We start from the raw sequence: 13,988 nt of genomic DNA, 5'->3' as shown, positions 1-13,988 counted from the left end.
CGCGGTGCCGCGGTTCCTGCTCACCCCGCGGGGCGGCCGACGGATACCCGTGGTTCAGGCTTCCGGCGCTGCCCCGCTTCCTGCCCGCCCGGCGCCGCCCCGGCATCGCGGCGCTGGAGACGCGCGGCCGCGCCTGGCTGGCGCACCACCTGCGCGAGGCGTACGACAGCCCACAGTTGCTCGACGAGTTCCTGGATCACCGCACCACGCTGTGGAACCTGCTGGTGTACGCCACCGCGCGCGACGACCGGATCGACTTGATCTGCCGCTGGATCGACGTTCTGTTCAGCGTCGACGACGTCTTCGTCCACGCCTCGCCCCAGCGGCTCCAACGGCTCGGCGTCCCCGCGCTGGCGCGGGTTCTCGCCGGGGAAAAGGTGCCTGCCGAGACCACTTACACCCGGGTCTTCGGGCAGCTGCGGGAGCGGACGCGCGCGGTCATGCCCGACGCTCTGTGGGAGCGCTACAGGCACAGCCTGGAAGGGTTCCTCGACGCCTGTCGCACCGAGCGGGGCCTCGCCCGGGACGCCGACACCCTCGATCTGGCCACCTACGAGAAGTACCGCAACCTGTCCATCGGGGAGTGCTGCTACCCCCTGGCCGAATTCGGACTGGGCATCGACCTGACCGTCGCGCTGCGGGACCACCCGGAGCTGTCGGGGCTCGCCCCGCTGGTGAGCCGCCACTGGATCGGCGTCAACGACATCTTCTCGTACCGCAAGGAGTTGTACAGCGGCGACACCATGAACGAGGTCCGGCTCGCCCTGGCCGACAACGGCGGGGACCTCCAGGCCGCCGTCGACCGCATCGCCGCCACGATCACCCGGGTCGAGGACGAGTTCGACTCCCTTCGTGCGCGACTGCGCGGCGGCCCGGCGGGGCAGGACCCCGCGGTCCTGCGCTACCTGGACGCCCTGGAGTGGATGATCGCCGGCAACCTCGAATGGTCCTATCTCACCCCCCGCTACAACGGCCGCGGACACATCTGGGACGGCCGCACCCGCGCCACGGTGATTCTCACGCCCGGGCGCACCCTCTATCTCCCGGCCAGCGAGGAATGGCCGCGGCCGGGCCCCTGCTGAGATCATGTGCCGGTGAACACAGGTCTGCCGGAGGGATGGACGATCGAGCGGGTGCGCGCGCACTCCGGTGCCCGGAATGCCACGGAGCTCTCCCTCGATCGGCTCGTCGTCATCGAGAACGCGGACCGGAGCGACTACACGACGCTCCGGCCCGATGTCATCCTCCAGTTCGGTGGCCTGTGCCTCGCGCGGGACGAGGGCGATTGGTACATGGGCCAGCTCGATGTCGACGGCTCGGTGATCTGCTGGGGCTCCTACGGCGACGACCTGGGCGAGGCCATCCACGGTTTGTGAAGGCCCACGCGTCCGGGGCGGACCGCGAGGTCACGGCGGGCCGAGCACCTCGGGGGCGGTCAGGGCGCGGGCGGCGTCGGCGAAGTACGACTCCGGGGCCGCTTCGGCCAGGCCGAGGGTGACGCCCTGGCTGAGGCCGATGAGAAGCGCCCTGACCGCGATGGCCAGGCGCCGGGCCTGGCGCGGGGTCACCGTGCCGCCGCCGTGCGCTCTTCCGGTGAACAGCGCGATCAGGCGCTCCTCGTGCGACCGGACGGCCGCGGCGAACCGGGTCCGCATGTCCGGGTCGCGCAGGGCCATGTCCTGGAGGCTGAGCTGGAACGACAGCTGCCGCACCGCGTCGGGGTCGTCGCAGACGCGCCGGTAGTAGCGGGCGAAGGCGTCGACGGCCTCCACGAGGGTCAGTTCGGCGGGCGCGGCCTGCTCGATGTCGTCGTAGTGCGGGCCGAGGTCGTCGGCGATCAGTGCCGTCATCAGGCCGTTCTTGCTGCCGAACAGCGAGTAGACGGCGCCGGTGGTCAGCCCGGCCTGCTCGGCGATCTCGTCGAGCCGGGCGCGGTGGCCGTCCCGGGCGACGATCCGGCGCGCGGCGTCGATCAGGGCCCGGCGGTTGCGTTCCTTGGTCTCCGCCCTGGTCATTCTCATAATCTCATTATTACAGTAATCTGATTATGGATACGGGGTGGACGACCCACCTCGGGCCAGTACGGCTGCAGGGCGGGAGACCTCACGCATGAACGCACGGACGGACATCAGGGCCGCGATCGCGGCGGAGCGCCGGGAGTTGGCGGCGGTGCTGGACGGCTTGCCGGCCGCCGAGTGGGACGCGCCCACCCTGTGCGCGGGATGGCGCGTACGGGAGGTGGCGGCCCATATGTCCCTGGGGTTCCGGTACTCCCTGGGCGCGGTGGCCCTCGAACTCCTCAAGGCCCGGGGAAGTCTCCACCGGATGACCGATCGGTGCGCCCGCAAGGACGCGGCCGTCCTCTCCACGGAGGAACTCGCCGCCGCGCTCAGGGACAACGCGCATCACCCCTGGACCCCGCCGGTCGGCGGGATCACCTCGGCGCTGGGGCACGATGTCGTCCACGGCCTGGACATCACCGTCGCCCTGGGCCTGGACCGCCGGGTCCCCGAGGACCGCCTGCGCGTGCTCCTGGACGCCGTCACGCCGAAGTCCACGCGGTTCTTCGGGGCCCGCCTGGACGGGGTGGAGCTCCGCGCCACCGATCTGGACTGGTCCTTCGGCACCGGAGCGCCCCTGATCGGCGCCGCGCAGGACCTCCTGCTCGTCGCCTTCGGCCGTAAGCTCCCGGCCGGCCACCTTCAGGGCGAGGCGCCCGAGCGCTTCACCCTGACCCCGCCCCGGCTTTCGGCTCCTCCGGCGTGAGCCTGCTCTTCGACGACACGTCGGGCGGCGGGCCCATCACATGGGGCAGTGGCCGCGTCACCAGCCAGGCGAGGGCGAAGAGCGCGGTCGAACCGGCCAGGACCACCGAGGCGACGGTGACGCCCCACAGCCCCGCCAGCGTTCCGGCGGCGAACGCGTAACCCGCCTTGGCGAGCGACGCCACGACATTGCGGACGACGGCGAACTGGCCGACCTCGTGCTCCTGGGGGACCTGGTTGGTCAGCACCTGCATGCAGATCACATGGCAGGTGACGACGAGCGACAGCGCGAACCCCACGACGGCCACGACGAGCCGGCTGTCGAACACGGCCAGGGCGAGGGCCAGCAGCGTGGTGGCCGGCAGGGCCCAGGCGAGGACGCGCCGGGGGGACACGGCGGACGCCGACAGCAGGATGCCGGCGAGGAAGCCGCCGCAGACCGTGACGATGTTCAGTAGGGCGTAGTACGAGGGCCGCCCGGGGGCGACGGCGTCGGCGAGCGGGACGAGGAGGGTGTTCAGGAACTGGAGGGCACCGCTGCTCGGCACGGAGAACACGAGCACCGCGACCAGCCCGTAGTGCCAGTGGATGGGCGCCGGCCCCGGGCCGTCCGCCCCGCGTTCGCGGTGCTCGGCGCGCTGCCCGAACCGCTCCGCGCCCCGGCGCCGCTCCTCGCCCCGGCGCCGGGCCGCCACCCCACGCGTGCCGCGGGCCAGGGACAGCGCGCTCGCGGCGTACGCGGCCGCCGCGCAGAACAGGGAGGCGGTGACCCAGCCCTGGGCGAGGGCCACCCCCGCCAGCCCCGCGCCGAAGACCTGGCCGATGAGGGAGGCCGACTGGGACATCGCCAGAAAGCTCTTGGCCGCCTCGGCCTCGAACGAGGCCCGGATCAGCCGGTTCAGCGCTGCCTTGTTGAACATCTTCGCGATCGACAGCACGATCTGGCTCAGCGCGATCGCCGTGATCGACAGCGCGACATGGTCGCCCGAGGACAGGTGCTGCACCGCGAGAAGCAGCGACACGCCGGACAGCACGGTGTTGGTGGCGCGGGCCACCAGGTTCGCCCGGCCCCGGTCGGCGAACCGCTTGAAGAGCAGTCCGAGGAGCGCCGCGGGCAGATAGCCGAGCACGACCATCACGCCGATGAGGAAGGCGTTGCTCGTCAGCGCGTAGGTGAGCCACAGCAGGACGACGGCCTGTCCGCCTTCGGCGAAGGAGGTCAGGGTGAAGAAGAGGGTGAAGAACAGGCGGGACGCCGGGGGCCCGGCGGCGGGCGGCGGCACGGCGGAGAGATGAGGCTGTGTCATGGTCGTGAAACCTGCCGTTACAACCGGGCCGCGACGATCAGAGCGACGTCGGTGGCCCGTTCCGGGTACGGCTCGTGTCGAGGGCGGCCATGACGCCCATCGCGACCACGCGCTCGCCGTCGGGCGAGGGGGTGGTGCCCTCAAGAATCACGTCGGTGCGCATGGACATTGGTGCGCCCAAGCCCTTCTGCGGAGGGTCGGTCGAAGTGCCCTTACCGATCAATGCGTTGCACACTATGCGGCCCGTGGATCGACCGTCAATACGTGATAGGTGCCCCATGCATCATGTACGCACGGGCAACAAAGAGCGGTTTCCGTTCCGATGCACCCATACACATGCATGCATCCACCACGGATGATTCTCGGCGATTGCGCGGCCGACCGCCCACGCTGTCAGCCGAACGCGCCTGCTCCCACCCTTCCGGGGCTGTTTCCGGCGCCGCCCTGTCGGGCGCCGGGGGCGCCGATAGGGTCCGCCGTGGCGGCGAGTGCCGTGCGGGGGCGCCGTGCGGCTGGAAGCGCGGCCCGCGTCGCGGGGATGGAGAAGTCCATGAGTCGGATCGCGGTGCTCTCGGCCGGCTCATGGGGCACCGGCTTCGCCGTCGTCCTGGCCGATGCCGGGAACGAGGTCGTCCTCCATGCCCGCCGCCGGGAGATCGCCGACGCGATCAACGGCCGGCGGGAGAACCCCGGCTATCTGCCGGGCATCCCCCTGCCCCCGTCCCTGCGGGCGACGACCGACGTCGCGCGGGCCCTCGCGGGCGCCGACTACGCCCTGCTCTCCGTCCCCGCGCAGTCCCTGCGCGCCAACCTCTCCCGGTGGGCGCCGCTGCTGGAGGCGCACACCGTGGTCGTCAGCCTGATGAAGGGCATCGAGGCCGGTACGGGCCTGCGGATGAGCGAGGTCGTCGCCGAGGTGGCCGGACTGCCGGCCGAGCGGATCGCGGTGATCTCCGGCCCGAACCTCGCGCGGGAGGTCGCGGCGCGCCAGCCGGCCGCCTCGGTGGTCGCCTGCCGTGACGACACCGTCGCCAAGGCCCTCCAGGAGACGTGTCTGACCCCGTACTTCCGCCCCTACACCAACACCGACGTCGTCGGCTGCGAACTCGGCGGCGCGGTGAAGAACGTCATCGCCCTCGCCGTCGGGCTGGCCGCCGGGATGGGGCTGGGGCACAACGCCCGCTCGCTGCTGCTCACCCGGGGGCTGGCGGAGACCGCCCGGCTCGGCACGGCGCTGGGCGCCGATCCCCTCACCTTCTCCGGGCTGGCCGGGGTCGGCGACCTCATCGCCACCTGTACCTCGCCGCTGTCCCGCAACCGGACCTTCGGCGAGTGCCTCGGCCGGGGCATGACGGTGGCTCAGGCCACGGCCGGCACCCGGCAGACCGCCGAGGGAGTCGCCTCCGCCCGCTCCGTTCTCGACCTCGCCCGCCGGCACGGTGTCGAGATGCCCCTCACCGACGTCGTCGCCGCCGTCGTCCAGGGCACCATCACGGTCACCGAGGCCGCGCACACGCTCATGAGCCGGGCGCCCAAGCCGGAGCGGTACGCGACCTGACCGCCCGCGGCGCCCGTCCAACCGCTCCCGCGGGCCCCGCCACTCTCTCCCGCGGGCCCTCCTGACCTTTCCGGCGAACCGCCCTAACCCCTAACCGCTGCCGCGGATCAGCGACATCAGCGCCTCATGGGTCTCGGCGTCGGCGGCCGCCACGAGCCCCCGGCCCGTCCGCCCGAGCGGGGCGCCGTCGATGCCGGTGACGACGCAGCCGGCCGCACGGCACACGGCGATGCCGGCGGCGAAGTGCACGCTCCCGGACAGGTCACCGCCATCGGTGACGTACGCGGCACGCTTGCCGGCCGCGACCCAAGCCAGCGCCAGCGTCGAGGACACGACGCGCGGCCGGAACCGCTCCCCGAACCCGGGGTGGGCCAGCAGGTCCACCGCCCGGAAGCCGGGCGCACTCGGAAACGGGGGGTCCAGATTGACGTCGACCAGCCCGGTGGCCGCCGTGGGCACGAGCGGCGCGTCGGCCCCGTCGTGCCGCACCCGGGCCGTCTCGCCGTCCGTGCGGTAGACCTCGCCGCCGAACGGGTCGGCCACCGCCGCCGCCCCGCCGCGCAGCGCGACATTGACGGCCACCAGCATCGTGCCGGTGGCGTAGTTGAGCGTGCCGCACAAGGGGTCCACCAGCCACTGGCGCGCGGCGTCGGCCGCTCCCCGCTGCCCGCCTTCCTCGCCGAGCACCGCGTCGTCGGGCCGGGCGGCACGGATGACGCCGAGGATCGCCTTCTCGGCCGCCACGTCGGCGGCCGTCGCGAAGTCCCCGGCGCCCTTGTCCACCCGGGCCAGTCGCCGGCCGTACAGGCCGCGCACCACGTCCGCGCCGGCACGTGCCGCGGCTGTCGCGACGTCGATGTCGTCGGACCGCGCATACGAGTCGATCATGCGGTGCACCATAGGCTCCGCCGACTCAAGGCACTACCGCAGCCGTTCTCCGAGTTCGTCCTCCGTCGCGACGAACCAGATCTGCGTGCCGCGGTTCGCCTCGCGTACGAAGTCGCGCAGGGACGTGCTCTCGGCGACGCGGGAGGCGATGTCGCCCAGGATCACCAGCCGCGTGCGGTAGTTCACGAACTTCTGGATCACCTCGCCGCACACGCCGGAACGCAGGGAGAGGAAGTCGTCGCCCAGCCGCTCCACCGGCACCACCACGACCTCGGCGCCGCACCCCATCGCCTCCCCGATGAGATCGAGCGCCGCGCCGCCGCCGTCGAGCTTCGGCCCGTCGAGGGCGCACCGCAGGACGGGTGTGGTGGGGGAAACGGCCGGGGTCGGGGAGTTCTCGCTGGTCATGCCGCGACCGTACAGCCCGGCCCGGGGCCGGCTCCTCTTCATTACGGGCGGATGAAGCGACGCCACGAGCGGGGGAAAGGGCCCGGTCCGGATTGGGTATGTTGTCCGGGTGCGGCGGATCGGGGAGTTCACCCTGGAACGGCGGCTCGGGGCCGGGGGCATGGGGGTGGTGTACCTGGCGCGCAGCCCCGCGGGCCGCCAGGTCGCGCTGAAGGTGATCCGCTCCGAGTACGCCGACGACCCGCACTTCCGGGCCCGGTTCCGGCGCGAGGTGGCGGCGGCGCGCAAGGTCAGCGGCGCGTTCACGGCGTCCGTGGTGGACGCCGCGCCGGACGGCGATCCGCCCTGGCTGGCCACCCAGTACGTACCCGCCGAGTCGCTGGCCGTACGGGTGCGGTCCGGCGGCCCACTGCCGGTGAGTGAGATCGCCCGGCTGGCCGGCCAGCTCGCGGAGGCCCTGCGCGACATCCATCAGCAGGGCATCGTGCACCGGGACCTGAAGCCCGGCAACGTCCTGCTGGCGGACGACGGCGCCCGAGTGATCGACTTCGGTATCGCCCGCTCCGTGGCGGAGAGCCGGGCGCTGACGCGCAGCGGCAGCATGGTGGGCACGCCCGCGTTCATGGCGCCGGAGCAGTTGAACGGCCCGCGCGGCATCTCCCCCGCGACGGACGTGTTCGCCCTGGGGTCCGTGCTCGCCTTCGCGGCCACCGGCCGCAGCCCCTTCGAGGACCCCGAGTCGGCGGGCAGGGAGCCGATCGCGGCCGCCTTCGCCGTGGTGCACAAGGAGCCGGACCTGACCGGCGTACCGGGTCCGCTGGGCCCGCTGATCTCCCGCTGCCTGGTCAAGGACCCCGCCCGGCGGCCGCCGTTGGAGGAGGTGCTGCGCCTGGCCGCGCGGGTGGAGGAGGGCGCGTGCGACCCCGACCCGCCCCTCGGGGCGCCCGGCGGGCGGCTCGGCACCCGACACGGCCCGGAGCACGGCGCCCGCCGCGGCGCGTGGCGCGGCCGGGGGCACGGCACCCGGCACGGCCCGGGGTACGGCGCCCGGCGCAGCGCATGGCGCCGCCCCTGGCCGGGCGGACGGCCGTTCGCGGCGGTGCTGGCCGCCGGCCTGGCCGTGCTCGTCGCCCTGGTGGTCCCGGGCGACGCACCACGCTTCGCCGCCCCACCGGGCGGCGCCGGCTGCGCCAAGGGGCTGCGGAGCATCGGGGAGGGCGCGACCCGCACCTGTGTCGGCCTGTTGGCCGGCACGTCGACGTCGCCGGGCTCCTCGGTCGGCGACCTGGCACCGGTTCTGAGGCTGATCGACGCGGAGAACCGGCGGGTCGTCGCGGCGGCCGCCGAACCGGGCGGGCGACCGTTCGCGACGATCGTCTATCTCACGCCGATCACCGCCGAGTACGACGGCACCAGCCTGATGGAGAGCGTCCGGCACGACCTGGAGGGCGCGTATCTCGCCCAGCGCCGGGCCAATCGCGACCCGGCCGCCACGGCCGGCGCCGGCATCAGACTGCTGTTCGCCCAGACCGGCGGCACGGCCGAGCAGCGGGAGTACACCGTCGGGCAGGTGCTCCACCGGCAGCGCGCCGAGCGGATCGTGGCCGCGGTCGGACTGGGTGGCAGCACGGCCTCCAGCCAGGACATGGTCGGCGCCCTGACGGCCGGCGGCCTGCCCGCGTTCGGTTCGGTCCTGACGGCCGACTCATGGGCGGGCACCCCGGGCCTCGTCCGGGTCGCGCCGGCCAACGCCGACCAGGCGGCCGCCGCCGTGCGCTTCCTGTCGACGGGCGAGCACGCCGACGCCCGGGTGTTGCTCGTCCAGGACGTCGCCGCGGGCGACCAGTACACCAGCACCCTGGCCACGCAGTTCCGGGCCCGCGTACCGGCCGACCGTCTGGCCGACGAGGAGCCGACCCTGTTCGACTCCTCGCAGCCCCACCTGACCCGGGCCTTCCGCGGCCAGCTCGACGAGATGTGCGCCGCGCGGCCGGACGTCGTCTACTTCGCCGGCCGCGGCACCTCGCTGCCCGCCTTTCTGACCGCGCTCGCCGGACGGCCGTGCCGGGACCGCCCGCTGACCGTGCTCTCGGGGGACGACACCACGCAGGTCGTCCGCACCGACGGCTTCGGCCCCGAGGAGCTGGACGCGGCGCTGCGGGCCGGCCGGGTCGACCTCGTCTACACGGGGCTGGCCCACCCGGGGGCCTGGGACACGGCGCCCGAGGCGTTCGCGCCGCGGGCCGTCGCCCCGTTCCGCGACGGCACGTTCGCCGCCGCGTTCCCCGGCAGCGATCTCGACGACGGCCGGGCGATCATGATGTACGACGCCCTGCTGACGGCCACCCGGGCCATCCGGAGCACCCCGGCGGTGTCACGCCCCACCGCCACCGACGTCTACCGGACGCTGTCCGCACTGCGCGAGGGCGAGGGGCTGCCGGGCGCGAGCGGCTGGATCACCATCGGCGGCGACGGCGGCCCGCGGGACAAGGCGATCCCCCTCATCCGGATGGAGCCCGGCGGCCGGACCACCACCATCGCGGTCACCTCGGCGGACGGCACCCCGTACGCGCCCGGGCGGGCGTGAGGGCGGTACGGGGTAGGCGTGGCGGCGGTGCGGAATTACGGGTACGGGGGCCGGGGGTACGGGGGTGCGGGGGCCGGCGGCGGGTGCGAAGGCCGGGGCCGCGTCCGATCAGCCGGCCGGGGCGTGGGCCTGCGCCAGAAAACCGGCGAGGGTGCTACGGGTGCGCTGGAGGTCGTGTATGCGCTTGTCCGTGGCCGCCAGTTCCCGCGCCAGCGTGTCCCGCAGTTCCGTGCACCAGGTGAACCTCGGTCCTTCCGGCCCCTCGCCCCGGGCGCACGGCAGCACCGTACGGATCACCTCGGTGGTCAGCCCCGCGTCGAGCAGGGCACGGACCTTCCGGACCGTGGCCACGGCGCCCTCGTCGTAGGTGCGGTAGCCGTTCGGGCCGCGCCCGGCGGCGAGCAGCCCCTGTTCCTCGTAGTACCGCAGCAGCCGCGGGCTGACCCCCGTACGCCGGGACAACTCCCCGATCAGCATGTGCCCAGTCCCCCATCCGATGTTGACCTTGCCACCGATGTGAAGCTCTAACCTCACCTCGTGAGCGAGAATTCCGCGCACGTCGCCCCATCGATACGCACGACTGGAAGTGACGCATGACGTCTTCTGTTGTCGACCCCAACGGCCAGGCCGCGACCGGCCGCTCGTTCCTCTTCGTTCTCGGCAGTTCCCGCTCCGACGGCAACACGGAGATCCTCGCGCGGGCGGCCGCCGAGCAGTTGGCCCCCGGCATCCCCCAGCAGTGGGTGGACCTCAACCGGTTGCCGTTGCCCGACTTCCAGGACGGGCGGCACGAGGCCGGCTCCTGGCCGGTCGACGAGACGGAGGAGGCGCTGCGGGAGGCCACGGTGGCGGCCACCGATATCGTCCTCGTCTCGCCCCTGTACTGGTACACGCTGTCCGCGCAGATCAAGCGCTACCTGGACTACTGGTCGGGCTGGCTGACGGCGCCGGACTCGGACTTCATGGAGCGGATGGCGGGCCGGACGCTGTGGGGGGTGACGGCCATGGCGCACGACGACGAGCGCGTCGCCGACGGCCTGGTGACCACCCTCAACAACTCGGCGGCGTACATGCGGATGCGGTTCGGCGGGGTGCTGTTCGGCAACGGCTCCCGGCCGGGCCAGGTGCGGAACGACGAGCGGGCGCTGATCCGCGCCAAGACGTTCTTCGCCGGCGAGACGCCGCTCGCGCGGTTCCCCTACGAGCGCTGAGGCTCGCCGGCGCCGGCGGTGCCGTCCGGGAACCCCGTCGAGCCGCGCTCGCGGCGCGGCCGCGGCCGCAGCTGGCGTCACAGCGTCCGGCTGTGGTCCGCCCGGGACAACTGCCATACGTAGTACCACGCGTCGTCGCGGAGCGTGCGGGGGCTGTTCTCCGATCCGGCCTGGAGGGCGCCCCACAGACCGCCGGTGGCGCCTCCGAGGAGGGCGGTGAGTGCCGCCTGCATCGCCGGGCCGTGGACGGCGACCAGGGTGGCGCTCACCGTTCCGATCACCGCTCCGGTCGCCGCCACGGCGCGCTTGCGGCGGACCTGGCCCATGCGGGACCGCATGCCCAGCATCCCGTCCTGGATGCGGAGGCTGATCTTCATCAGCTCTCGCTCGCTCTCCATGGCGTTCAACGCGGTGTCCAGGTTCAGCATTTCCTGCCGCAGCCAGCTGCGGAAGGCGCGGTAGGCGTGGAATTCCTCGACCGTGACGGCGCTGAACACGTCGGTGGGCACGCCGTCGAGGAACGGCAGGTCCACGTCCTCGACGACCGGACGAACGACCTGGCTCTTCAGGGAGGGCGTGTCGCCCTGGGCGACGACACGGCGCCCCGTCCGGAGGAAGTCCAGCAGCCCCGGCACCTCCGAGTGGGCCGTGGGCGCGGCGCCGTCGACGGTCGGCGCGGTGCCGTCGACGGTCGGCGCGGCGCGGTCGACGGTCGGCGCGGCCGCGGAGAGGTCGGCTCCCGTCATTCCCCGAAAGGCCTCGTCCCGGCTCACGGAATACGTGGGCAGGTACCACGCGAGTCCGGCGCGCAGCAGCGGCTCCGTGTTCAGCAGCCAGCGCCCCAGGTCCTCCATGTCGGGGCAGTACATACGCAGGATCTCGGTGGTGAACGGTCCCGCCGGAAGGCGACAGGGCTCCTCGGCCGCACCGGGGCTCGGGAGGTGCGGCTGCCGCAGAAAGGTGCCGACCCGGTGGGGTGCGCCGTGGCCGTTGTGGGACAGCAGGAGCGTGTCGGAGACGAGGACCGCCCGCTTGGTCACGCGGTCGAAGGCGCCCGGGCCGATCCCGATGCCGACGTGGAAGCGCGAGGCGGTGCGGCGCTTGTCGTCCACGAGGTTGTGCCGACGGCGGTGGAACACGTAGTCGGCGTAGAGCGCGGCCACGCGCCGGGGGTTCTTACGGGCTTCGGCGGGCAGGGCCGCGAAGAAGCCACGCATCTGCCGGGCGACGACCGCGTTCTCGGCGGGCCCGTATCGCCATCTCATGACTGCGCCAGCGTACCGGCAGGGCACGCTGGCGCGGGGGCAAGTGCGTAGCCACTCGCCCCCGCAGCACGGAAGTGTACGAAAAACCGCTCCGTGTCGGCAGGTGTTCCCTCGGTCGGAAGGACCGCCACGGTGCGGCCCCGCGACCAGGGGCCGGCCGGGCCGACCGGGGAGCCGGCCCGTGTGAGGATCGTGCTGTGCCCACCCGCATGTCCTGCGGTGGCGCGCGTGACGGCGCGAGAGTCGAGCGGGGTCCTGAAATGTTCACGGGGAGAACAGCACGGCTGGTGGTCAGCAACGAGGGCGAGAAGCCGCTGGAGCTGACGGTGGAGCCCTGGGCGGACACCCACCGGGTCCTGCCGAAGGAGACGTGCGTCGTCGTCACCCACTCGCCCGCGGAAGACGGCGCGGGAGACGACGCCTGGTGTGGGACGTCGCACGGCGACGAGCCGTTCGAGGTCGAGCACCGGCCCGACGCTGTCACGATCTGGGCCAACGGCCACTGCTTCCACCTCAGCGACCGGGAGGGCACCGCGATCCACGCGAACGCCTACGGGGCCGGGTGCCCTGCCGGGGACCCGGCCACCTGAAGGACTGATGAGCCCTCCCGCACGCCGCGCTCACCGAGTCACCGGGCGGAACCACGACGAGACCCTTGCCTTGCTGACCCCCGGATCGCGGCGATCCGGACCGTCGCAACCCAGTGCGGCGGGCCTTGTGTTGGGGCGATCGCCGACGCCGCATCCACGGGTGGGGAGCGAAGCAGCACCCGGCCGCGTAAGGACGCTGCGCAGCGCGTCGGTGTCTGGGCGCCAGGCCCCGGCTGCAGCCTGGCTGCCCGAGAGTCAGTGCTCCGGGGCCGCCTGGAGGGTGCGGCGCTCGCCGGTGACCTTCGAGGCCGGAAGGCGTCCGGCCTTGGACGTACCTGTCAGAGTGTCGCCGTCGATTCTCACGGCGAAGACCAGGTTCAGCCGCATGGGCTTGGTGATGGCCTGCTTCCACGTGAGCCGGTCGCCGTCGAGGACAACGTCGCTGAGCGGTACTTCCTCTCCCGCCCCGTGGGCGGTTCCGACGAGGACACCCTCCTCGCGCCGGAACTCGGCTACGGCCTTGATCCTACCGATGGGGGTGGCGATGGACAGGTCCCACGTGCCTTCGACGGACATGCTGCTGTTCTTCCTGACGGTTCGGTGGTGCCAACGGGCAGTGCAGCGGGCGGGGCAGCGGTCAGAATCGGACGGGCTCCGGGCCGCAGTGTCGCCAGACAGTGCCGCGGCGCTCATAGGCGAACAGCTCCTCGACGGCACGAGCGATCCGGGGGCCCACCTCGCGCTCCAGCAGATACAGGGCCAGGTCGAGTCCTGAGGTGACGCCGGCGCCGGTGACGAGGTCGCCGTCATCGACGACGCGGGCGCTCACCGCGTGGACGCCCGTAGCACCGAGCATGTCCATGGCCATGTGGTGGGTGGTGGCATGGCGTCCCTCCAGCAGGCCCGCCATGGCCAGGACGAGCGACCCGCCGCACACGGCGCTGACTGTCACCTCGGGATGTTCCATCGCGGCCTTCAACAGCGCGGGCAGCTCGGTGGCCAGGGTGCGGCCCAGCAGTACCGAGATGTACTCGTCCTGCCGCCACTCCCCGGTCCCCGCGTCGTGGTCAGGAACCTCGCCAAGTTCTCCGACCCGGCCCGAGGCGCCGGGAACCAGGATGAGGCCGGCACGCCCGGGGTCGAGGGCGGCAGTGGCGCGCAGCGCCAGCCCGCCGGTGCCGCTGACCACCTCGCGTGGCCCTTCGGCGGAGACCAGTTCCACGCTCACCGCGCCCGCGGAGGCAATACCGCCGGCGTACAGCACCTCGTAGGGAGCGATGACATCGAGCGGGTCGAAGCCGTTGAACAAGACGATCTGAGCATGCATGGAGGGCCCTCCGGATTCGGGAAGTGGCGGACTGCGCTGAATACGCCACGAACGTAAACCGGCTGCCGCCTCCCCTCCCAGC

16 protein-coding genes are annotated in these 13,988 nt (G+C 72.9%); 7 read left to right on the top strand and 9 right to left on the bottom strand.

Going from position 1 to position 13,988, the window contains the following annotated elements; translation table 11 throughout:
• Together ACSNOD_RS07075 and ACSNOD_RS07070 are read left to right on the top strand one after the other, a co-directional pair.
• Window positions 1–1,082: terpene synthase family protein (locus ACSNOD_RS07075; protein ID WP_436765893.1), on the top strand; the 1,082-nt coding region annotated here is incomplete at its 5' end.
• Between the two features lie 12 nt (window positions 1,083–1,094).
• Entirely contained in the window at window positions 1,095–1,376 is a 282-nt protein-coding gene (locus ACSNOD_RS07070; protein ID WP_436765892.1) for a hypothetical protein, read from the top strand.
• Window positions 1,377–1,406: 30 nt separating this feature from the next.
• Here the strand turns inward: ACSNOD_RS07070 and ACSNOD_RS07065 are convergent, their stop codons facing one another.
• Window positions 1,407–2,021, bottom strand: a complete 615-nt coding sequence (locus ACSNOD_RS07065; protein WP_436765891.1) for a TetR/AcrR family transcriptional regulator — start codon at window positions 2,019–2,021, stop codon at window positions 1,407–1,409.
• Between the two features lie 88 nt (window positions 2,022–2,109).
• Here ACSNOD_RS07065 and ACSNOD_RS07060 point away from each other — a divergent pair, with 88 nt between their 5' ends.
• Complete coding sequence (locus tag ACSNOD_RS07060) at window positions 2,110–2,766, top strand: maleylpyruvate isomerase family mycothiol-dependent enzyme (RefSeq protein ID WP_436765890.1); 657 nt, start codon at window positions 2,110–2,112, stop codon at window positions 2,764–2,766.
• Here the strand turns inward: ACSNOD_RS07060 and ACSNOD_RS07055 are convergent.
• Together ACSNOD_RS07055 and ACSNOD_RS07050 are read right to left on the bottom strand one after the other, a co-directional pair.
• Entirely contained in the window at window positions 2,726–4,072 is a 1,347-nt protein-coding gene (locus tag ACSNOD_RS07055; protein ID WP_436765889.1) for an MFS transporter, read from the bottom strand. The two genes, ACSNOD_RS07060 and ACSNOD_RS07055, sit on opposite strands and share 41 nt — an antisense overlap.
• Before the next feature lie 37 nt (window positions 4,073–4,109).
• The gene (locus ACSNOD_RS07050) at window positions 4,110–4,235 is read right to left on the bottom strand and encodes a hypothetical protein (protein WP_436765888.1); all 126 of its coding nucleotides are present in this window, start codon (window positions 4,233–4,235) and stop codon (window positions 4,110–4,112) included.
• Between the two features lie 387 nt (window positions 4,236–4,622).
• Here ACSNOD_RS07050 and ACSNOD_RS07045 point away from each other — a divergent pair, with 387 nt between their 5' ends.
• Window positions 4,623–5,630 (top strand): NAD(P)H-dependent glycerol-3-phosphate dehydrogenase, encoded by a 1,008-nt coding sequence (locus tag ACSNOD_RS07045; protein WP_436765887.1) that lies wholly within the window; start codon window positions 4,623–4,625, stop codon window positions 5,628–5,630.
• 90 nt (window positions 5,631–5,720) lie between these two features.
• On the opposite strand, the gene ACSNOD_RS07040 is transcribed toward ACSNOD_RS07045, so the two are convergent.
• Window positions 5,721–6,518, bottom strand: a complete 798-nt coding sequence (locus tag ACSNOD_RS07040; RefSeq protein ID WP_436765886.1) for an inositol monophosphatase family protein — start codon at window positions 6,516–6,518, stop codon at window positions 5,721–5,723.
• Between the two features lie 33 nt (window positions 6,519–6,551).
• Window positions 6,552–6,926, bottom strand: coding sequence for a DUF4180 domain-containing protein (locus ACSNOD_RS07035; RefSeq protein WP_436765885.1), 375 nt, complete (start codon window positions 6,924–6,926; stop codon window positions 6,552–6,554).
• A gap of 109 nt (window positions 6,927–7,035) precedes the next feature.
• Here ACSNOD_RS07035 and ACSNOD_RS07030 point away from each other — a divergent pair, with 109 nt between their 5' ends.
• A complete protein-coding gene (locus tag ACSNOD_RS07030; RefSeq protein WP_436765884.1) occupies window positions 7,036–9,513 on the top strand; it encodes a bifunctional serine/threonine-protein kinase/ABC transporter substrate-binding protein in 2,478 nt (825 codons plus the stop codon).
• A 108-nt stretch (window positions 9,514–9,621) separates the two neighbouring features.
• Here ACSNOD_RS07030 and ACSNOD_RS07025 read toward each other — a convergent pair whose 3' ends face one another.
• Window positions 9,622–9,990 (bottom strand): MerR family transcriptional regulator, encoded by a 369-nt coding sequence (locus tag ACSNOD_RS07025; RefSeq protein WP_436765883.1) that lies wholly within the window; start codon window positions 9,988–9,990, stop codon window positions 9,622–9,624.
• Window positions 9,991–10,106: 116 nt separating this feature from the next.
• On the opposite strand from ACSNOD_RS07025, the gene ACSNOD_RS07020 reads away from it, so the two are divergent.
• The gene (locus tag ACSNOD_RS07020; protein WP_436765882.1) at window positions 10,107–10,724 is read left to right on the top strand and encodes a flavodoxin family protein; all 618 of its coding nucleotides are present in this window, start codon (window positions 10,107–10,109) and stop codon (window positions 10,722–10,724) included.
• A 77-nt stretch (window positions 10,725–10,801) separates the two neighbouring features.
• Here ACSNOD_RS07020 and ACSNOD_RS07015 read toward each other — a convergent pair whose 3' ends face one another.
• A complete protein-coding gene (locus ACSNOD_RS07015) occupies window positions 10,802–11,989 on the bottom strand; it encodes a hypothetical protein (protein WP_436765881.1) in 1,188 nt (395 codons plus the stop codon).
• A gap of 260 nt (window positions 11,990–12,249) precedes the next feature.
• On the opposite strand from ACSNOD_RS07015, the gene ACSNOD_RS07010 reads away from it, so the two are divergent.
• The gene (locus ACSNOD_RS07010) at window positions 12,250–12,579 is read left to right on the top strand and encodes a hypothetical protein (protein ID WP_436765880.1); all 330 of its coding nucleotides are present in this window, start codon (window positions 12,250–12,252) and stop codon (window positions 12,577–12,579) included.
• Window positions 12,580–12,834: 255 nt separating this feature from the next.
• Here ACSNOD_RS07010 and ACSNOD_RS07005 read toward each other — a convergent pair whose 3' ends face one another.
• Both ACSNOD_RS07005 and ACSNOD_RS07000 read right to left on the bottom strand, forming a co-directional pair.
• The gene (locus ACSNOD_RS07005; protein WP_436765879.1) at window positions 12,835–13,155 is read right to left on the bottom strand and encodes a hypothetical protein; all 321 of its coding nucleotides are present in this window, start codon (window positions 13,153–13,155) and stop codon (window positions 12,835–12,837) included.
• Between the two features lie 61 nt (window positions 13,156–13,216).
• Window positions 13,217–13,906 (bottom strand): DJ-1/PfpI family protein, encoded by a 690-nt coding sequence (locus ACSNOD_RS07000; protein WP_436765878.1) that lies wholly within the window; start codon window positions 13,904–13,906, stop codon window positions 13,217–13,219.
• Between the last annotated feature and the right edge of the window lie 82 nt (window positions 13,907–13,988).

This window comes from Streptomyces sp. URMC 123 (genome assembly GCF_051386515.1).
In the GTDB taxonomy this organism is placed as follows: Bacteria; Actinomycetota; Actinomycetes; order Streptomycetales; family Streptomycetaceae; genus Streptomyces.
This window is presented reverse-complemented; position numbering and strand designations above follow the sequence as displayed.